Source organism: Pseudomonas salmasensis, assembly GCF_014268375.2.
In the GTDB taxonomy this organism is placed as follows: domain Bacteria; phylum Pseudomonadota; class Gammaproteobacteria; order Pseudomonadales; family Pseudomonadaceae; genus Aquipseudomonas; species Aquipseudomonas salmasensis.
The window spans coordinates 5,214,193-5,231,049 of the sequence record NZ_CP077083.1 but is presented as its reverse complement, the minus strand read 5'-3'; the positions used below and the strand labels follow the sequence as shown (position 1 = coordinate 5,231,049).

Sequence of the window (16,857 nt, the reverse complement as noted above, 5' to 3'; positions counted from 1 at the left end):
CGAGGTGCCTGCATCGCAGGCAAGCCAGCTCCCACACAGGATCAGCGCAGGCCTGGGAGCATTGCTTACAAATCCCTAACACAGGTTTTTTCCTGACCACTGCGTCAACGCGTAGAATCCGCCGTCCTTGCGACTGCCTTTTTATTGGACACCTGTACGTGAACACTGCCACCGCTACCCTCTCCCGCCCCGCCCGCATCAGCCGGGAAGTGCGCGGCCTGCTGACGCTGGCCTTGCCGATCATGATTGGCCAACTGGCAACCACCGCGATGAGCTTCGTCGATGCGGTGATGGCCGGGCGCGTAAGCCCGCAGGACCTGGCGGCGGTGGGCCTGGGTAATTCGATCTGGATCCCGGTGTACCTGTTGATGACCGGTACTCTGCTGGCCACCACGCCGAAAGTTGCCGAGCGTTATGGCGCGGGCAAACTCACCGAGATCGGCCCTCTGGTGCGCCAATCGTTGTGGTTGGCCGTGGTGGTCGGCATCGCAGGCGCGCTGCTGTTGCTGTGCGCCGAGCCGATCCTGCATGCGATGAAGGTCGAGCCCGACCTGATCGAGCCGTCCATGGGCTACCTGCACGGCATCGCCGCCGGTATGCCGGCGGTGGCGTTGTACTACGTGTTTCGCTGTTTCAGTGACGGCCTGGGCCGTACACGGCCGAGCATGGTCATGGGCTTGTGCGGGTTGGCGCTGAATATTCCGCTGAACTACATCTTCATCTACGGCCACTTTGGCGTACCGGCCATGGGCGGCGTGGGCTGTGGCTGGGCTACCGCCATCGCGATGTGGGTGATGATGATCGGCCTGGCCATCTGGACGCGCTGGGGCGCGGCCTATCAAAGCAGCGAATTGTTCAAGCGCTTCGACTGGCCGCAATGGACGGTGATCAAGCGCATATTGGGCATAGGCCTGCCGATTGGTGTGGCGATCTTCGCCGAGTCGAGCATTTTCGCGGTGATTGCCCTGTTGCTTGGCAGCCTGGGCGCTACCGTGGTGTCCGGCCATCAGATCGCCCTGAACGTCAGCTCCCTGGTGTTCATGATTCCCTATTCCCTGAGCATGGCCGTCACCGTGCGGGTCGGCCAGGCGTTGGGGCGTGGCGAACCTCGGGAAGCACGCTTCGCCGCCGGCGTCGGCATGGGCACCGCCCTGGCGTACGCGTGCTTTTCCTGCAGTTTGATGCTGCTGTTTCGCGAGCAGATTGCAGCGATCTACACCCCCGACCCGGTGGTGATCCACCTGGCGTCGATGCTGATCGTGTTCTCGGCGCTGTTCCAGTTCTCTGACTCGATCCAGGTCACCGCCGCGGGCGCACTGCGCGGCTACCAGGACACCCGGGTGACCATGGTGCTGACCCTGTTCGCCTATTGGGGCGTGGGCTTGCCGGTGGGTTACGCCCTGGGCCTGACCAACTGGCTCGGTGAGCCCAGCGGCCCGAGCGGTTTATGGCAAGGGCTGATCGTGGGCTTGAGCTGTGCGGCGGGGATGTTGGTGGTGCGCCTGGCGCGCAGTGCACGCCGACGCATTCGGGCCCTGTAGGAGCGAGCTTGCTCGCGAAAAACGTTAACGATAACGCAGCGTTTCTGATTTAACGCGGCGCTCTCAGGTTTTTCGCGAGCAAGCTCGCTCCTACAGTGGGTCGGGGGTCAATCGGCTTTCTTGCGGATCCAGTACAGGTAGGTGCCAGCATCTTCCCGTTGATCCACCAGCTCGTGGTCGAGAAACACGCAGAACTTGGGGATATCGCGACGGGTCGACGGGTCGGTCGCGATGACCTTGAGCAGGCCGCCCGCCGGCAGGTCTCGGATGTGCTGGTGCAGCATCATCACCGGCTCCGGGCAGTTGAGGCCGGTGGCGTCAAGGGTGCCGTCGACAGGCTGTTCAAGACTCATACTTCACTCCTAAAACTGGCACCGCTCAACACTGTGGGAGCGGGCTTGCCCGCGATGACGGGGCACATTCAACATAAACTTCGACTGTTATACCGCTTTCGCAGGCAAGCCAGCTCCCACATTTAATATCAGCGGCCTTTGGATTTCTTTACGTCTACCAGGCGGCGCAGGTGACAGGTCACTTCTTCGCGGTCGTGGTACAGCTGCTTGCAGCCGATCTCCACACGAATGCCACGCGCCTTGAACCCCTCTTCGATGCGCTCCAGCAGGCGCTTCACTTCGGCGTAACGCTGCTTCATCGGCAACTTCAGGTTTACCACCGCCTCGCGGCAATGCCCTTCGCCAATCCAGGTTTCCAACAGTGCCGCGTTGCGCGCAGGTTTCTCGACGATGTCGCAGACCATCCAGTCCACCGGCTGCTTGGGCACGAAGGTGAAGCCGTCGGCCATCAGGTGTTGCACCAGGCCGGTGTCCATCAGGCTTTCGGCCATGGGGCCGTTGTCGATGGCGGTCACCAGCATGCCACGGTTGACCAGTTGCCAGGTCCAGCCGCCTGGCGCTGCGCCAAGGTCGACGCCGGTCATGTCGCCGTGCAGGCGCTCGTCCCACTGGTCACGGGGGATAAAGTGGTGCCAGGCTTCCTCCAGCTTGAGGGTCGAACGGCTGGGCGCGTCACGCGGGAACTTGAGGCGCGGGATGCCCATCGGCCACATCGCCGAGTTGTTCGACTCGGCCAGGCCCATGAACACTTCGCGGCCGCTCTTGAAGGTCAGCAGCAGGCGCGGCTTGCTCGGGTCGTCCACCAGCTTGCCGGCGTTAAGCAGGGCTTTGCGCAGGTGCACTTCGAACTTCTTGCAGAAGTTGGACAGTTCCTTGCCGTCGTTGGTGTCGACCATCTCCAGCCACAGGCTGCCGCACACGGGGAATTCGCGCAGGTGGGCGAGGATCACGCTGATACGGTCGGTTTCCGGCAGGTCGATGAACACCCCGCGCGCCCACTGCCGGGGGAAGATCAGCTCGGCAAAGCGCTGGCCGTGCATCAGGCGCTGGGCGCCGTCTTCTTCGGTGCAGACAAATTCGGCGCAGGCGCTGCCGGTCTTGGCCTTGGCGTAGCCGGAAACGTTCAGGCGCGCGGCGTGCTCCGCGATCTCGGAACAGACTTCGCCTTCAAAACCCGGGCGGCAGTGCATAAAAAGGGTGTTCATTGAATCTCCTGGTGAATCAACTGGCCTTGCGCTATCGCAATACCTGTCATGAAAACGCGCGCATGATAGCCGAGTTCGGAACCTTGGACTCAGCGATAGAGTCCAGTTATTAGCCTGCTAATGAAAACAGCGCTAACGTGATAGCTCTGTTCGTCCCGTCAGGTCCGTAGCCGTGCGGACCATAAGGAGTCATGTAATGTCATCCCTTGATAGCCTGAGAACCCTTAAGACACTGCAAATAGACAGCAAAACCTACCACTACTTCAGCCTGCCCGAAGCCGCCAAGAGCCTGGGTGACCTGGACAAGCTGCCGATGTCCCTCAAGGTGCTGCTGGAAAACCTGCTGCGCTGGGAAGACGCCAAGACCGTCACCGGCACCGACCTCAAGGCCATCGCCGCCTGGCTCAAGGCGCGCCAGTCTGACCGCGAGATCCAGTATCGCCCCGCCCGCGTGCTGATGCAGGACTTTACCGGCGTACCCGCCGTGGTCGACCTGGCCGCCATGCGCGCCGCCGTGGCCAAGGCCGGCGGTGACCCGCAGCGCATCAACCCGCTGTCACCGGTGGACCTGGTGATTGACCACTCGGTGATGGTCGACAAGTTCGGCAGCACCAGCGCCTTTGAACAGAACGTCGATATCGAAATGCAGCGCAACGGCGAACGCTACGCCTTCCTGCGCTGGGGCCAGAGCGCCTTCGACAACTTCAGCGTGGTACCGCCGGGCACCGGCATCTGCCACCAGGTCAACCTCGAATACCTGGGCCGCACCGTGTGGACCAAAGAGGAAGACGGCCGCACCTACGCCTTCCCCGACACCCTGGTCGGCACCGACTCCCACACCACCATGATCAACGGCCTCGGCGTACTCGGCTGGGGCGTGGGCGGGATCGAAGCCGAAGCGGCGATGCTCGGCCAGCCGGTGTCGATGCTGATCCCGGAAGTGATCGGCTTCAAGCTCACCGGCAAGCTCAAGGAAGGCATCACCGCCACCGACCTGGTGCTGACCGTCACGCAAATGCTGCGCAAGAAAGGCGTGGTGGGCAAGTTCGTCGAGTTCTACGGCGACGGTCTGGCCGATTTGCCCCTGGCCGACCGCGCCACCATCGCCAACATGGCCCCGGAATACGGCGCGACCTGTGGCTTTTTCCCGGTGGATGAGGTGACGCTGGATTACCTGCGCCTGTCCGGCCGCCCGGCGGAGACGGTCAAGCTGGTGGAAGCCTATACCAAGGCCCAGGGCCTGTGGCGCAACGCCGGCCAAGAGCCGGTCTTCACCGACACCCTGGCCCTGGACATGGGCAGTGTCGAGGCCAGCCTTGCCGGGCCCAAACGCCCACAGGACCGGGTCGCCCTGCCGAATGTAGGCCAAGCGTTCAGCGATTTTCTCGACCTGCAATTCAAGCCCACCAGCAAAGAAGAAGGCCGCCTGGAAAGCGAAGGCGGTGGCGGCGTTGCCGTGGGCAATGCCGACCTGGTCGGCGAAGCGGATTATGAATACGAAGGCAACACCTATCGCCTGAAAAACGGCGCGGTGGTGATCGCCGCGATTACCTCCTGCACCAACACCTCCAACCCCAGCGTGATGATGGCGGCCGGGCTGGTGGCGAAAAAAGCCGTGGAAAAAGGCCTGACCCGCAAGCCCTGGGTGAAAAGCTCCCTGGCGCCGGGCTCCAAAGTGGTCACCGACTACTACAAGGCTGCGGGCCTCACCCAGTACCTGGACAAGCTTGGCTTCGACCTGGTGGGCTACGGCTGCACCACCTGTATCGGCAACTCCGGGCCCCTGCCCGAGCCGATCGAAAAAGCCATCCAGAAGGCCGACCTCACCGTGGCCTCGGTGCTGTCCGGTAACCGTAACTTCGAAGGTCGCGTGCACCCGCTGGTGAAAACCAACTGGCTGGCCTCGCCGCCCCTGGTCGTCGCCTACGCGTTGGCCGGCACCGTGCGCATCGACATCAGCAGCGAGCCGCTGGGCAATGACCAACAGGGCAACCCGGTGTACCTGAAGGACATCTGGCCCAGCAGCCAGGAAATCGCCGAGGCGGTGGCCCAGGTCAGCACCAGCATGTTCCACAAGGAATATGCCGAAGTGTTTGCCGGCGACGAGCAGTGGCAAGCCATTGAAGTGCCGCAGGCAGCCACCTACGTGTGGCAGCCGGATTCCACCTACATCCAGCACCCGCCGTTCTTCGACGACATCGCCGGCCCGCTGCCGGTGATCGAAGACGTCAAGGGCGCCAACGTGCTGGCCCTGCTGGGCGACTCGGTGACCACCGACCACATCTCCCCTGCCGGCAATATCAAGGCCGACAGCCCGGCCGGGCGCTACCTGCGCGAACAGGGCGTGGAGCCGCGTGACTTCAACTCCTACGGCTCACGCCGGGGCAACCATGAAGTGATGATGCGCGGCACCTTCGCCAATATCCGTATCCGCAATGAAATGCTCGGCGGCGAAGAAGGCGGTAACACGCTGTACATCCCCACTGGCGAGAAAATGGCGATCTACGATGCAGCCATGCAGTACCAGGCCTCAGGCACGCCGCTGGTGGTGATCGCAGGCCAGGAATACGGCACCGGCTCCAGCCGCGACTGGGCGGCCAAGGGCACTAACCTGCTGGGCGTCAAGGCGGTGATCGCCGAGAGTTTCGAGCGTATCCACCGCTCCAACTTGGTGGGCATGGGCGTGTTGCCGTTGCAGTTCAAGCTGGACCAGAACCGCAAGACACTCAAGCTCACCGGCAAGGAGAAGATCGATATCCTCGGGCTGACCGATGCCGAGATCGGGCCGCGGATGAACCTGACGTTGGTGATCACTCGCGAGGATGGCAGCAGCGAGAAAGTTGAGGTGCTGTGCCGGATTGATACCTTGAATGAGGTGGAGTACTTCAAGGCCGGTGGGATTCTGCACTACGTGCTGCGCCAGTTGATCGCCTCTTAAGAGCAACGCAGATCAACTGTGGGAGCTGGCTTGCCTGCGATGGCGGTGGGTCAGCCAACATTTTTCTAGCTGATACTCCGCCATCGCAGGCAAGCCAGCTCCCACAGTTTTGATCACATTCCAGGCATGAAAAAGGCGCTGCATCTTTCGATACAGCGCCTTTTTACGGTGTGCGGTTTAGCCGAACAGCCACTTCCACAACAGCACCAGCACCACTACCGCCAGCACCGGCCGCGCAATGCGATAGGCCTTGGGATGCTTGCGCTTCCACTGTTTGACCTGGCCGCTGAACTTGTCGCTGAAGGTCTTGCTCCAGGCGTACGCCTGGTTGATGCCGCCCACGCGCTCGTCATCGAGGTTCTGCGGCGCGGTCGCGCGGCCCAGTTGCTTGCTGACCCAGCGGTTGATGCGGGTCATCACGCGGTTGCTCAAGGGGCGCTCAATGTCGCAGAACAGGATCACACGGGTCTGTTCGGTTTCGTTTTTCACCCAGTGCACGTAGGTTTCGTCGAACATCACGTCTTCACCATCGCGCCAGGCGTAGACCTGGCCGTCGACGAAGATACGGCAGTCGTCGGAGTTCGGCGTGGCAAGCCCCAGGTGATAACGCAGGGAACCGGCGAACGGGTCGCGGTGCGGGTTGAGGTGACTGCCGCCCGGCAACAGCGCAAACATCGCGCCCTTGACGTTAGGGATGCTGCTCACCAGGGCCACAGTCTTGGGGCACAGTGCCTCGGCCGATGGCAGCGGTTTGTCGTACCACTTGAGGTAGAAACGCTTCCAGCCCTTCTTGAAGAACGAACCGAAGCCGGCGTCGTTGTTCTTTTCGGCGGCGCGGATGTAGCCCTCGTCGAACAGGTGCATGGCCTCTTCGCGGATCACTTCCCAGTTGTCCTTGAGCACATCCAGTTCCGGGAACTTGCTACGGTCCAGGTAAGGCTTGGACGGCACCGCGGAAAACAGGTACATCAGGGCGTTATACGGGGCGAACAGCGCCGAATGGTTGACGAACTGACGCAACATCGGCAAACGGGCCTTGCCACGCAGGTGCACATACAGCGTGCTGCCAATGAACAGCAGCAACACCGACAATTTGGCGGCCAAAGAAAAGGTCATGCAGCAACTCCTGGAAATAAGCGCCTGGCCAGCAAATTTCCATCAATCGGAAACCAGACGTAACAGCCGGCCATGATAAACACTTGAGCCATTATGCAGAAGGCCCAGGAAAACAGACTGACCTGTATCAACCCCTGTAGGAGCGAGCTTGCTCGCGAAGAACGTCAACGATAACGCGGGCTTACTGGTTCAACGTGGCGCTCTCAGGTTTTTCGCGAGCAAGCTCGCTCCTACAGTATTCAGGCCTGGTTTTCTTGTTCGGTAAACAAATCGCTGAACAACATGCTCGACAGGTAGCGCTCACCGGAGTCCGGCAAGATCACCACGATAGTCTTGCCCTGCATTTCCGGCTTCTCGGCCAGGCGCACCGCCACGGCCATGGCGGCGCCACAGGAGATCCCGCACAGAATGCCCTCTTCCAGCATCAAGCGCCGGGCCATGGCCTTGGACTCCTCGTCGGTCGCCAGCTCCACGCGGTCGACCATCGACAGGTCGAGGTTTTTCGGCACAAAACCGGCGCCGATCCCTTGGATTTTGTGTGGGCTGGGCTTGATCTCTTCACCCGCCAGGGCCTGGGTGATCACCGGGGAAACCATGGGTTCCACGGCCACCGACAAGATCGGCTTGCCCGCCGTGTTCTTGATATAGCGCGATACCCCGGTGATGGTGCCGCCGGTTCCTACGCCCGCCACCAGCACATCCACGGCGCCATCGGTGTCGTTCCAGATTTCCGGGCCGGTGGTTTTCTCGTGGATCGCAGGGTTGGCCGGGTTGTCGAACTGGGCCGGCATAAAGTAGGTGGCCGGGTCGCTGGCGACGATCTGGGCGGCCTTGTCGATGGCGCCCTTCATGCCCTTGGCCGGCTCGGTCAGCACCAGTTCGGCGCCCAGAGCCTTGAGCACTTTACGGCGCTCAAGGCTCATGGACGACGGCATGGTCAGCAGCAGTTTGTAGCCACGGGCAGCGGCGACAAAGGCCAGGCCGATGCCGGTGTTGCCCGAAGTGGGCTCGACAATGGTCATGCCCGGCTTGAGCTTGCCGCTGCTTTCCGCATCCCAGACCATGCTGGCGCCAATGCGGCACTTCACCGAATAGCCGGGGTTACGCCCTTCGATCTTGGCCAGGATCGTCACGCCCCGCGGTGCGATGCGGTTGATCTGAATCAGGGGCGTGTTACCGATGGAGTGCGCGTTGTCTGCGAAGATGCGGCTCATGGCGGTTCCTATTATCGAGGCGTTGGGAAAGGCCCCAAGGGTATGCCTCGTGCTCCCAAGCGTCCAGACGGAGGAACGTTGCGCCAATCAGAACAGTCAATCTCCTACAAGCAAGGAGAACTGCCCTATGAAACGTCGCTACAGTTGGCCGTTAGGGACCATCGCCGCTCTGGTGCTGGTCTTGATTGCCATCCACCTTGCGCTGCCCTACCTGGTGCGCAACTACCTGAACGACAAACTCGCCAACATGGGCGATTACCGTGGCGAGATTGCCGATGTGGACCTGGCGCTATGGCGCGGCGCCTACCGGATCAACGGCCTGCAAATCGTCAAGGTGGACGGCAAGGTCCCGGTGCCGTTCGTCAAGGCACCGCTGATCGAGTTCGCGGTGAGCTGGCATTCGCTGTGGTACGACCATGCCGTCGTGGCCGAGGGGCATTTTGTGCGCCCGCAGATCAACTTCGTCGATGGCGGTGCCAACAAGCAGGCGTCCCAGACCGGTAAAGGCACCGACTGGCAGGAACAACTGCGCAAACTGTTGCCGATCACCCTCAACGAAGTGCGCATCGAAGACGGCGAGATCGCCTTCCATAACTTCAGCTCCAAGCCCCAGGTGAATATCAACGCCACCGGGGTCAACGCCAGCTTCTATAACCTGACCAATGTGGTGGATGTCAAAGGCAAGCGCGACGCGCGTTTTGAAGGCAAGGCACTGCTGCAAGGCCAGGCGCCTCTGGAGGCCAACGCCACCTTTGATCCACTGAGCGATTTTGAAGAGTTCGAATTCCGCTTCCGCGCCCGCGACCTGCAACTCAAGCGCATGAATGACTTCGCCTCGGCCTATGGCAAGTTCGACTTCAAGGCCGGCACGGGTGACGTGGTGATCGAAGCCCAGGCTGAAAATGGCCGGCTCACCGGCTATATCAAGCCGCTGCTGCGCGATGTGGAGGTGTTTGACTGGCAACAAGACGTTGAAAACCAGGACAAGAATATCTTCCGCTCGATCTGGGAAGCCGTGGTGGGCGCCAGCGAAACCGTGCTGAAAAACCAGCGTAAAAACCAGTTCGCCACCCGTGTGGAGCTGAGCGGTAGCGTGCATCAGCAAAATGTCAGTGCGTTTTCTGCGGTGATCGCGATTCTGCGCAATGGGTTTATTCAGGCGTTCAATGCCCGGTATGAACAACCCAAGCCCAGCGCTGATTAACCGTCATTGCCTTCTGTAGGAGCGAGCTTGCTCGCGAAAAACGTCAACGATAACGCGTGCATGTTGAAGAAACGCGGCGCCTGGGAGTTTTTCGCGAGCAAGCTCGCTCCTACAGACCGGCATTAGAGCCTATGTGACCCGCCATTCAGAGACTGAATGCCGCGTCTGCGTTCACAGTCGCCGGGGCTGCGCGGTATAGTCAGGCCATTGATGAATTCGAGGAATGACCGATGAAGTTCGAAGGCACCCAGGCCTATGTGGCTACCGATGACCTTAAACTGGCCGTCAACGCCGCCATCACCCTGGAGCGGCCGCTGCTGGTCAAGGGCGAACCGGGCACCGGCAAGACCATGCTTGCCGAGCAACTGGCCGAGTCCTTCGGCGCCAAGTTGATCACCTGGCACATCAAGTCCACCACCAAGGCCCATCAAGGCCTGTACGAGTACGACGCGGTCAGCCGCCTACGTGACTCGCAACTGGGCGTGGACAAAGTGCACGACGTGCGCAACTACCTGAAGAAAGGCAAGCTGTGGGAAGCCTTCGAGTCCGAAGAGCGGGTGATCCTGCTGATCGATGAAATCGACAAAGCCGACATCGAGTTCCCCAACGACCTGCTGCAAGAACTCGACAAGATGGAGTTCTACGTCTACGAAATCGACGAGACCATCAAGGCCAAGAAACGCCCGATCATCATCATTACCTCCAACAACGAAAAAGAGCTGCCGGACGCGTTCCTGCGCCGCTGCTTCTTCCACTACATCGCCTTCCCCGACCGCACCACCCTGCAAAAGATCGTGGATGTGCACTACCCAGACATCAAGAAAGACCTGGTCAGCGAAGCGCTGGACGTGTTCTTCGATGTGCGCAAGGTGCCGGGCCTGAAGAAAAAACCTTCCACCTCCGAACTGGTCGACTGGCTCAAGCTGCTGATGGCCGACAATATTGGCGAAGCGGTGCTACGCGAGCGCGACCCGACCAAGGCCATCCCGCCCCTGGCTGGCGCCCTGGTAAAGAACGAGCAAGACGTGCAACTGCTGGAGCGTCTGGCGTTCATGAGCCGTCGCGGTAATCGCTGATGCTGCTCAACCTGTTCAATGAGATGCGTGCCGCCAAGGTACCGGTGTCGGTGCGCGAACTGCTCGACCTGATCAACGCGCTCAAACAGCGCGTGACCTTCGCCGACATGGACGAGTTCTACTACTTGGCCCGGGCGATCCTGGTCAAGGACGAGCGGCATTTCGACAAGTTCGACCGGGCCTTCGGCGCCTATTTCAACGGCCTGGAAAAGCTTGACGATCACCTGCAGGCGCTGATCCCCGAAGAATGGCTGCGCAAGGAGTTCGAACGTTCCTTGAGCGATGAGGAACGCGCGCAGATCCAGTCCCTGGGTGGCCTCGACAAGCTGATCGAGGAATTCAAGAAACGCCTGGAAGAACAGAAAGAACGCCACGCCGGTGGCAACAAGTGGATCGGCACCGGCGGCACCAGCCCGTTTGGTTCCGGCGGCTACAACCCCGAAGGCATTCGCGTCGGTGACGCCGGCAAGCGCCAGGGCAAGGCGGTGAAAGTCTGGGACCAGCGCGAGTACAAGAACCTCGACGACCAGGTGGAACTGGGCACCCGCAACATCAAGATCGCCCTGCGCCGCCTGCGCAAATTTGCGCGCCAGGGCGCGGCCGAAGAGCTGGATATCGACGGCACCATTGACCACACCGCCCGCGATGCCGGCTTGCTGAATATCCAGATGCGCCCCGAGCGGCGTAACACCATCAAGCTGTTGCTGCTGTTCGATATCGGCGGCTCGATGGATGCCCACGTGAAGATCTGCGAAGAGCTGTTCTCCGCGTGCAAGACCGAGTTCAAGCACCTGGAGTATTTTTACTTCCATAACTTCGTGTACGAATCGGTGTGGAAGAACAACCAGCGCCGTACGTCCGAACGCACCTCCACCCAGGACCTGCTGCACAAATACGGCGCCGATTACAAAGTGATCTTTATCGGTGATGCGGCCATGGCACCTTATGAAATCACCCAAGCCGGCGGCAGCGTCGAGCATTGGAACGAGGAGCCGGGGTATGTGTGGATGCAGCGCTTCATGGCCAAGTACAAGAAGCTGATCTGGATTAACCCCTATCCGAAAGATACCTGGGGCTATACGGCGTCGACGGGGATTGTGCGGGAGTTGGTGGAGGATCAGATGTATCCGCTGACGCTGCGTGGATTGGAAGAAGGTATGCGTTTTCTCTCCAAATAACACCACCGCCTTACTGTAGGAGCGAGCTTGCTCGCGAAAAACCTGAGACCGCCGCGTACATCTGGATGCCCGCGTTATCGTTGACGTTTTTCGCGAGCAAGCTCGCTCCTACAAGGGTTGGCTAAAGCGCTGCAAAAACTTGATGTGCTGCCGATGCGCGGCCTCCTGCACCACCGGGGCCAACCGCACCTTCTCCCCCGGCAAGCACTGCGCCAGCCGCGCCAGCGACAAGGGCGTCAGCGCTCCCAGGCGCGGATAACCGCCGATGGTCTGCCGGTCATTGAGCAACACAATCGGCTGCCCATCCGGTGGCACCTGGATCGCGCCCAACGGAATCCCTTCGGAAATCAACGACGGCCCCTGGTACTGCAACGGCGTGCCCAGCAAGCGCATGCCCATGCGGTCGGCGCGGCTGTCCAGGGCCCATTCGCTGTTGAAGGCATCAAACAGACTCTGCCCGCTGAACTGGCCTATCTGCGCGCCGATGATCAGGTCCAGTGATGCACCGGATTGCAAATCCGGGCTAGCCAGCACCTTCATTGCGCCGCCCGTACCGGAGTAAGCCAACTGCCCGCCTTCAGCCAAGGCCTTGCCGAAACCGTCCACCCCGCCCAACGCTTCGCGCACCACCGTGGCACCACTGCCCAGTACCGCCGGCGCATCAAAGCCGCCGGGCGCGGCCAGATAAGCGCGTGCCCCATTGAACGGCTGAGTGAAGCGCAGGCGTTGGCCCTTTTGCAGGATAAAACTGCGACCGGGGCTGATCGCGCGCTCATCGACATAGGCACCCAAGTCCGCGCCCGCCAAGGCCAGCAGGCAATAGTCCTCAGCCTGCAGGGTAAAGCCGCCCAGGGTAATTTCCACCACGGGCGCATCCAGGGCATTGTCCAGCAGCCAGTTGGCCCAGGACATTGACACCCAATCCAGCGCGCCGCCCTGGGTCACGCCCAGATGACGCACGCCAAACCGCCCGGCGTCCTGCAACAGGCACAGCGGCGTGCTGGCCTCGATGATCAAGCGGCTCATGCCTGCGCCTCCAGCGGGGTGTCGTCGCCACCCAGGTTGACGAATTCGGCGTGGCTGACCGGGGCGAAGCGCACCGTGTCGCCGGGCTGCATCAGGCTGTAGCCGTCGCGCTCACGGTCGAACAGTTTGGCCGGGGTGCGGCCGATCAGGTTCCAGCCGCCTGGGGACACCACCGGGTAAGCGGCGGTTTGCCGTTCGGCGATGCCGACGCTGCCAGCGGCCACGCGTTTGCGCGGCGTGTTGAGGCGCGGCGTGGCAAGTATTTCGTCCACCAGCCCCATAAAGGCAAACCCAGGGGCAAAGCCGAGAGCGAACACCTGGTACTGGTGGGCGCTGTGGCGGCGGATCACCTCCTCCACGGCCAGCCCGCTGCGCTGGGACAACAGGGCCAGTTCCGGGCCGACACTCAGGTCGTACCACACCGGCAGCACATGGCACTGGCCACTGCCCTGGGCCTGGGGTTGCAGATCGGTGAGGGCCTGGTCGATCAGCGCACGGGCCTGGGCCGGGGTGAGCGCCGTGAGATCGTAATGCACCATCAAGGTGGTGTAGGACGGCACCAGGTCCACCAAGGCCGGGCCAAAGCCATTGCGCAGGCGCTCGGTAGCCGCGAGCATCCACGGCATGTTGGCTTCGGCGATCAGGTCAAACAGGCGCACCATCAAGCAGTCGATCGCCACCACTTCAATGCGTGGGTTCATGCTGTTTTCAACGCTTCGCGGATACGCTGCACGGCGGCGACCGAACTGGCGTTGTCGCCATGCACACACAGGGTATTGGCCTGGAGTACCAATGGGCTGCCGTCGCTGGCAATCAGCGCTTCGCCACGGGAAAGGGTCAGGGCCTGCTGCACGATGGTCTCGGCATCGTGATGCACCGCGCCCGGTAACTGCCGGGAAACCAAATGGCCCTTGCTGTCATAGGCACGGTCGGCAAAGGCTTCGAACCACAGGGTCACGCCGTATTCGTCGCCCAAGGCCTGGGCTGCGCGGTTGTCACGGGTGGCTAGCAGCATCAGCGGCAGGTCACCGTAGGCGGCCACGGCCTGGATCACCGCACGCAACTGCGCGGGGTTGGCCATCATGTCGTTGTACATCGCGCCATGGGGTTTCACATAGCTGACGCGCCCGCCCTGGGCCCGGCAGATGCCGTCCAGCGCGCCGATCTGATAGTGCAACAGGTCCTGGATTTCCTGCGGCGTGTAGTTCATGGAGCGCCGGCCGAAGCCTTGCAGGTCCTGGTAGGCCGGGTGGGCGCCCACTTGCACGCCGTGCTTGAACGCCAGGCTGACGGTCTTGCGCATGATGCTCGGGTCGCCGGCATGGAAACCGCACGCCACGTTGGCGCAATCAATGAACGGCATGACCTCGGCGTCCAGACCCATGGTCCAGTTGCCAAAGCTTTCGCCGATGTCGCAGTTCAATAGCAGGCGGCTCACGGGGGTCGCTCCTGTAGGCTTTGTTTTCTTGTAGTGTGGGATTTTTTACGCAGAACTCGCAACTTGTCCTGACACCCCAACGACGCTTATCGTGGAATAGCTCGATTTTTGGCGCTTGCCCGGTGCGACGTCCAACTAATAAAAACCGATCCATGCATAAGAAAAAGTTGATCCCATGAATTTGAAGTTCCTCGAAACCTTCGTCTGGGTGGCCAAGCTCAAGAGCTTCCGGCTCACGGCCGAGAAGCTGTTCACCACCCAAGCCTCGATCTCCAGCCGCATCGCGGTGCTGGAAAGCGAGTTGGGGGTGAAGCTGTTCCTGCGTGATTCGCGTGGCGTGAGCCTGACCCCGGAAGGCTTGAAAGTGCTCGACTATGCCGAGCAGATGATGGTGACCATGCAGGGCTTGAAGCAGTCCCTGGAGACCACCAGCAGCAAGGTCGGGCGCATTCGGATCGGCGCGATGGACACGGTGATCCACACCTGGTTGAGCCCGCTGGTTGCTGAACTGATGAAGCTGTACCCGCTGGTAGAGATCGAGTTGATCGCCGATACCGCGCTGAACCTCAGCGATCAGCTGCAAAAAGGCTTCCTCGACCTGATCCTGCAAACCGACCTGCTGCGCCTGGAAACCGTGCGCAGCCTGGAGCTGGCCAGCCACCCCATGGCCTGGATAGTGGCCAGCCAGTCGATCTACAACCGCGACTACGCGTCCCTCGCCGAACTCGCCCAGGAACGCATCATCACCTACTCGAAAAACTCACACCCGCATCAGGACGTGTTGAGTTTGATGCAGGCCAATGGCGTGGCCGCACCGCGCATGAACTGTGTGAACTCTGTGTCGGCGATCACCCGATTGCTGCGCGATGGCTTCGGCATTGGCGCGCTGCCACCGGTGCTGGTCAGCGAAGAACTGGAGCGAGGGGAATTGGTGATGCTGCCCATGGCCCAGCGCCTGCCGAACTTGCAGGTGGTGGTGTCGTGGCGCGTGGGGGTGGAATTGGTGGAGGAGATTGTGGGGTTGTGCCAGAAGGTCGTGGCGCGCTATGCCGAGGAAGTGGGTACAGAACGCATGCAACTGAATAAACCCGATTAACACTGTGGCTTGCCCTAAGGCTTCTGTAGGAGCGAGCTTGCTCGCGAGAAACCCACAGACGCCGCGTTTACTCAGGAAGCACGCGTTATCGTTGACGTTTTTCGCGAGCAAGCTCGCTCCTACAGGGTTAGAGGCCCTTGAGGTCCCGCTCTTCGATGGGCCGGCTCTGGCGCAAGCGCCGGCCGCCCAATACCACCCAATCAATCAAGCGATACAGGCATTCAATGCCGAACGACAACAACATAGCCCCGCCCAGGCCCCAGCCCATGGCTTCGGGGGTCAGCAGAATCTGGTAGCTGTAGCCATTCCAGGTCTCCAGACGGATATCCGGGTCGGCGGCCACCGCCACTTGCAGGGCGCGGATGTACCACGGGCCTTGCATGGCCTGGAACTGCTTGTCCAACTCGAGTTGGCGATCGAGCATGGCGCCCAGGCTGCTGGCGTCGCTCTGGAACACCGGGTCATCGCTGGCGCGGTAATGGGCCACCAAGGCTTGCATATCGCCGTTGAAGAACTGCTGCGCCGTGGACTCGAAACCGCGCAAGCCGGTCTGGGCCTCAATCAGGTGGGCCTCGACGCGCTTGGCGTAGTCATTGATAAACCCCGGCACCTGCACGCCGACCAACAAGCCAACGGCAAACAATACCAACCGCAGATAGCTCAGCAACATGCTCGATTCCTTACTGGGTAACGCCCTGGCTGACACATTCACCGCGTCGCCACAGGCTCCATTGGCCCGGTTCGTAGCGGGTCCAGTTTTCGTTGTCGGTCAAGGGTTCGGTGGCGATCACCGTTACCACATCATTGGGGGTAGTTTCGGCCTGAAAATCGACGATCACGTCGACATCTTTCAAGCGCGCCGGGCCAAAAGGCGCCCGCCGGGTGATCTGCGCCAGCTTGGTCGAGCAATAGCAGAACAGCCAGTCGCCGTCGCTGAGCAGGCAGTTGAACACGCCCTTGCTGCGGTATTCGGCGCAGGCGGCGATCAGGTCGGGCAGCACCTGTTCGATGTCCACCGGCTCGGGGAAGGCTTCGCGCACGCGGTTGAGCAAATCGCAGAACGCCGCTTCGCTGTCGGTATCGCCCACCGGGCGGTAGAAGGTGGCGCGGGGGTTGAAGTCCGCCAGTTGGCCGTTGTGGGCAAAACACCAGTTACGCCCCCACAACTCGCGCACGAACGGATGGGTATTGGCCAGGCTGACCTTGCCCACGTTGGCCTGGCGGATATGGCCGATCACCACTTCGCTCTTGATGGGGTAACGCTGTACCAGCAACGCGACTTCCGACTCGCTGCTGGCGGCCGGGTCCTGGAACAGGCGCAGGCCACGGCCCTCATAGAAGGCAATGCCCCAACCGTCGCGGTGCGGGCCAGTACGCCCACCGCGCTGCATCAGCCCGGTAAAGCTGAACACGATATCGGTGGGGACGTTGGCACTCATGCCCAATAATTCACACATGCCAGGGCTCTCGCT

Annotated in this window: 15 protein-coding genes and 1 pseudogene; 7 read left to right on the top strand and 9 right to left on the bottom strand. The window is 61.4% G+C overall.

Annotated features, from left to right (window positions below):
• Positions 1–158 precede the first annotated feature (158 nt).
• A complete protein-coding gene (locus HU731_RS23525) occupies positions 159–1,541 on the top strand; it encodes an MATE family efflux transporter (protein WP_186605867.1) in 1,383 nt (460 codons plus the stop codon).
• Between the two features lie 107 nt (positions 1,542–1,648).
• Here the strand turns inward: HU731_RS23525 and tusA are convergent, their stop codons facing one another.
• Both tusA and rlmM read right to left on the bottom strand, forming a co-directional pair.
• Positions 1,649–1,894, bottom strand: coding sequence for a sulfurtransferase TusA (tusA, locus tag HU731_RS23520; RefSeq protein ID WP_054898798.1), 246 nt, complete (start codon positions 1,892–1,894; stop codon positions 1,649–1,651).
• 128 nt (positions 1,895–2,022) lie between these two features.
• A complete protein-coding gene (gene rlmM, locus HU731_RS23515) occupies positions 2,023–3,099 on the bottom strand; it encodes a 23S rRNA (cytidine(2498)-2'-O)-methyltransferase RlmM (RefSeq protein ID WP_014717500.1) in 1,077 nt (358 codons plus the stop codon).
• Between the two features lie 196 nt (positions 3,100–3,295).
• On the opposite strand from rlmM, the gene acnA reads away from it, so the two are divergent.
• Positions 3,296–6,037, top strand: coding sequence for an aconitate hydratase AcnA (acnA, locus tag HU731_RS23510; protein ID WP_186605865.1), 2,742 nt, complete (start codon positions 3,296–3,298; stop codon positions 6,035–6,037).
• A 177-nt stretch (positions 6,038–6,214) separates the two neighbouring features.
• On the opposite strand, the gene HU731_RS23505 is transcribed toward acnA, so the two are convergent.
• Positions 6,215–7,153, bottom strand: a complete 939-nt coding sequence (locus HU731_RS23505; protein WP_003189633.1) for an aspartyl/asparaginyl beta-hydroxylase domain-containing protein — start codon at positions 7,151–7,153, stop codon at positions 6,215–6,217.
• Positions 7,154–7,301: 148 nt separating this feature from the next.
• Here HU731_RS23505 and HU731_RS28620 point away from each other — a divergent pair.
• A pseudogene (locus HU731_RS28620) lies at positions 7,302–7,394 on the top strand (outer membrane lipoprotein carrier protein LolA); the annotation flags it as partial.
• Here the strand turns inward: HU731_RS28620 and cysK are convergent.
• A complete protein-coding gene (gene cysK / locus HU731_RS23500) occupies positions 7,393–8,367 on the bottom strand; it encodes a cysteine synthase A (RefSeq protein ID WP_186605863.1) in 975 nt (324 codons plus the stop codon). The pseudogene HU731_RS28620 and the gene cysK sit on opposite strands and share 2 nt — an antisense overlap.
• A gap of 127 nt (positions 8,368–8,494) precedes the next feature.
• On the opposite strand from cysK, the gene HU731_RS23495 reads away from it, so the two are divergent.
• The 3 genes from HU731_RS23495 (at position 8,495) to HU731_RS23485 (ending at position 11,825) form a co-directional block, all read left to right on the top strand.
• On the top strand, positions 8,495–9,571 hold the full coding sequence (locus HU731_RS23495) for a DUF748 domain-containing protein (RefSeq protein ID WP_003189629.1): 1,077 nt from the start codon (positions 8,495–8,497) through the stop codon (positions 9,569–9,571).
• Positions 9,572–9,801: 230 nt separating this feature from the next.
• Positions 9,802–10,647, top strand: coding sequence for an AAA family ATPase (locus HU731_RS23490; protein WP_003210690.1), 846 nt, complete (start codon positions 9,802–9,804; stop codon positions 10,645–10,647).
• Positions 10,647–11,825: a vWA domain-containing protein gene (locus HU731_RS23485; RefSeq protein WP_003189625.1), complete on the top strand. Its 1,179-nt coding sequence runs from the start codon at positions 10,647–10,649 to the stop codon at positions 11,823–11,825. Before HU731_RS23490 ends, HU731_RS23485 begins: the two co-directional genes overlap by 1 nt.
• A gap of 108 nt (positions 11,826–11,933) precedes the next feature.
• Here the strand turns inward: HU731_RS23485 and HU731_RS23480 are convergent, their stop codons facing one another.
• Genes HU731_RS23480 through HU731_RS23470 form a run of 3 tightly spaced genes read right to left on the bottom strand, consistent with a single transcriptional unit; the run spans position 11,934 to position 14,289 of the window.
• Positions 11,934–12,851, bottom strand: a complete 918-nt coding sequence (locus tag HU731_RS23480) for a 5-oxoprolinase subunit C family protein (RefSeq protein ID WP_186605861.1) — start codon at positions 12,849–12,851, stop codon at positions 11,934–11,936.
• Positions 12,848–13,552: a 5-oxoprolinase subunit B family protein gene (locus tag HU731_RS23475; RefSeq protein ID WP_186605859.1), complete on the bottom strand. Its 705-nt coding sequence runs from the start codon at positions 13,550–13,552 to the stop codon at positions 12,848–12,850. Before HU731_RS23475 ends, HU731_RS23480 begins: the two co-directional genes overlap by 4 nt.
• Positions 13,549–14,289 carry a 5-oxoprolinase subunit PxpA gene (locus HU731_RS23470; RefSeq protein ID WP_098952423.1) on the bottom strand — a complete coding sequence of 247 codons (741 nt, stop codon included), beginning with the start codon at positions 14,287–14,289 and terminating at the stop codon, positions 13,549–13,551. The genes HU731_RS23475 and HU731_RS23470 overlap by 4 nt, the downstream gene beginning before the upstream one ends.
• A 175-nt stretch (positions 14,290–14,464) precedes the next feature.
• On the opposite strand from HU731_RS23470, the gene HU731_RS23465 reads away from it, so the two are divergent.
• A complete protein-coding gene (locus tag HU731_RS23465) occupies positions 14,465–15,385 on the top strand; it encodes a LysR family transcriptional regulator (protein WP_032892868.1) in 921 nt (306 codons plus the stop codon).
• 127 nt (positions 15,386–15,512) lie between these two features.
• On the opposite strand, the gene HU731_RS23460 is transcribed toward HU731_RS23465, so the two are convergent.
• Both HU731_RS23460 and HU731_RS23455 read right to left on the bottom strand, forming a co-directional pair.
• Positions 15,513–16,055 carry a DUF2937 family protein gene (locus HU731_RS23460; protein WP_003189617.1) on the bottom strand — a complete coding sequence of 181 codons (543 nt, stop codon included), beginning with the start codon at positions 16,053–16,055 and terminating at the stop codon, positions 15,513–15,515.
• A 10-nt stretch (positions 16,056–16,065) separates the two neighbouring features.
• Positions 16,066–16,842, bottom strand: a complete 777-nt coding sequence (locus tag HU731_RS23455) for a class II glutamine amidotransferase (protein WP_186605857.1) — start codon at positions 16,840–16,842, stop codon at positions 16,066–16,068.
• Positions 16,843–16,857 lie beyond the last annotated feature (15 nt).

Coding starts and splice junctions, on each gene's coding strand:
- HU731_RS23495 (WP_003189629.1), top strand. CDS start 8,495: ATGAAACGTCGCTACAGTTGGCCGTTAGGGACCATCGCCGCTCTGGTG.
- acnA (WP_186605865.1), top strand. CDS start 3,296: ATGTCATCCCTTGATAGCCTGAGAACCCTTAAGACACTGCAAATAGAC.
- HU731_RS23505 (WP_003189633.1), bottom strand. CDS start 7,153: ATGACCTTTTCTTTGGCCGCCAAATTGTCGGTGTTGCTGCTGTTCATT.
- HU731_RS23485 (WP_003189625.1), top strand. CDS start 10,647: ATGCTGCTCAACCTGTTCAATGAGATGCGTGCCGCCAAGGTACCGGTG.
- tusA (WP_054898798.1), bottom strand. CDS start 1,894: ATGAGTCTTGAACAGCCTGTCGACGGCACCCTTGACGCCACCGGCCTC.
- rlmM (WP_014717500.1), bottom strand. CDS start 3,099: ATGAACACCCTTTTTATGCACTGCCGCCCGGGTTTTGAAGGCGAAGTC.
- HU731_RS23455 (WP_186605857.1), bottom strand. CDS start 16,842: ATGTGTGAATTATTGGGCATGAGTGCCAACGTCCCCACCGATATCGTG.
- HU731_RS23480 (WP_186605861.1), bottom strand. CDS start 12,851: ATGAGCCGCTTGATCATCGAGGCCAGCACGCCGCTGTGCCTGTTGCAG.
- HU731_RS23490 (WP_003210690.1), top strand. CDS start 9,802: ATGAAGTTCGAAGGCACCCAGGCCTATGTGGCTACCGATGACCTTAAA.
- HU731_RS23475 (WP_186605859.1), bottom strand. CDS start 13,552: ATGAACCCACGCATTGAAGTGGTGGCGATCGACTGCTTGATGGTGCGC.
- HU731_RS23465 (WP_032892868.1), top strand. CDS start 14,465: ATGAATTTGAAGTTCCTCGAAACCTTCGTCTGGGTGGCCAAGCTCAAG.
- cysK (WP_186605863.1), bottom strand. CDS start 8,367: ATGAGCCGCATCTTCGCAGACAACGCGCACTCCATCGGTAACACGCCC.
- HU731_RS23460 (WP_003189617.1), bottom strand. CDS start 16,055: ATGTTGCTGAGCTATCTGCGGTTGGTATTGTTTGCCGTTGGCTTGTTG.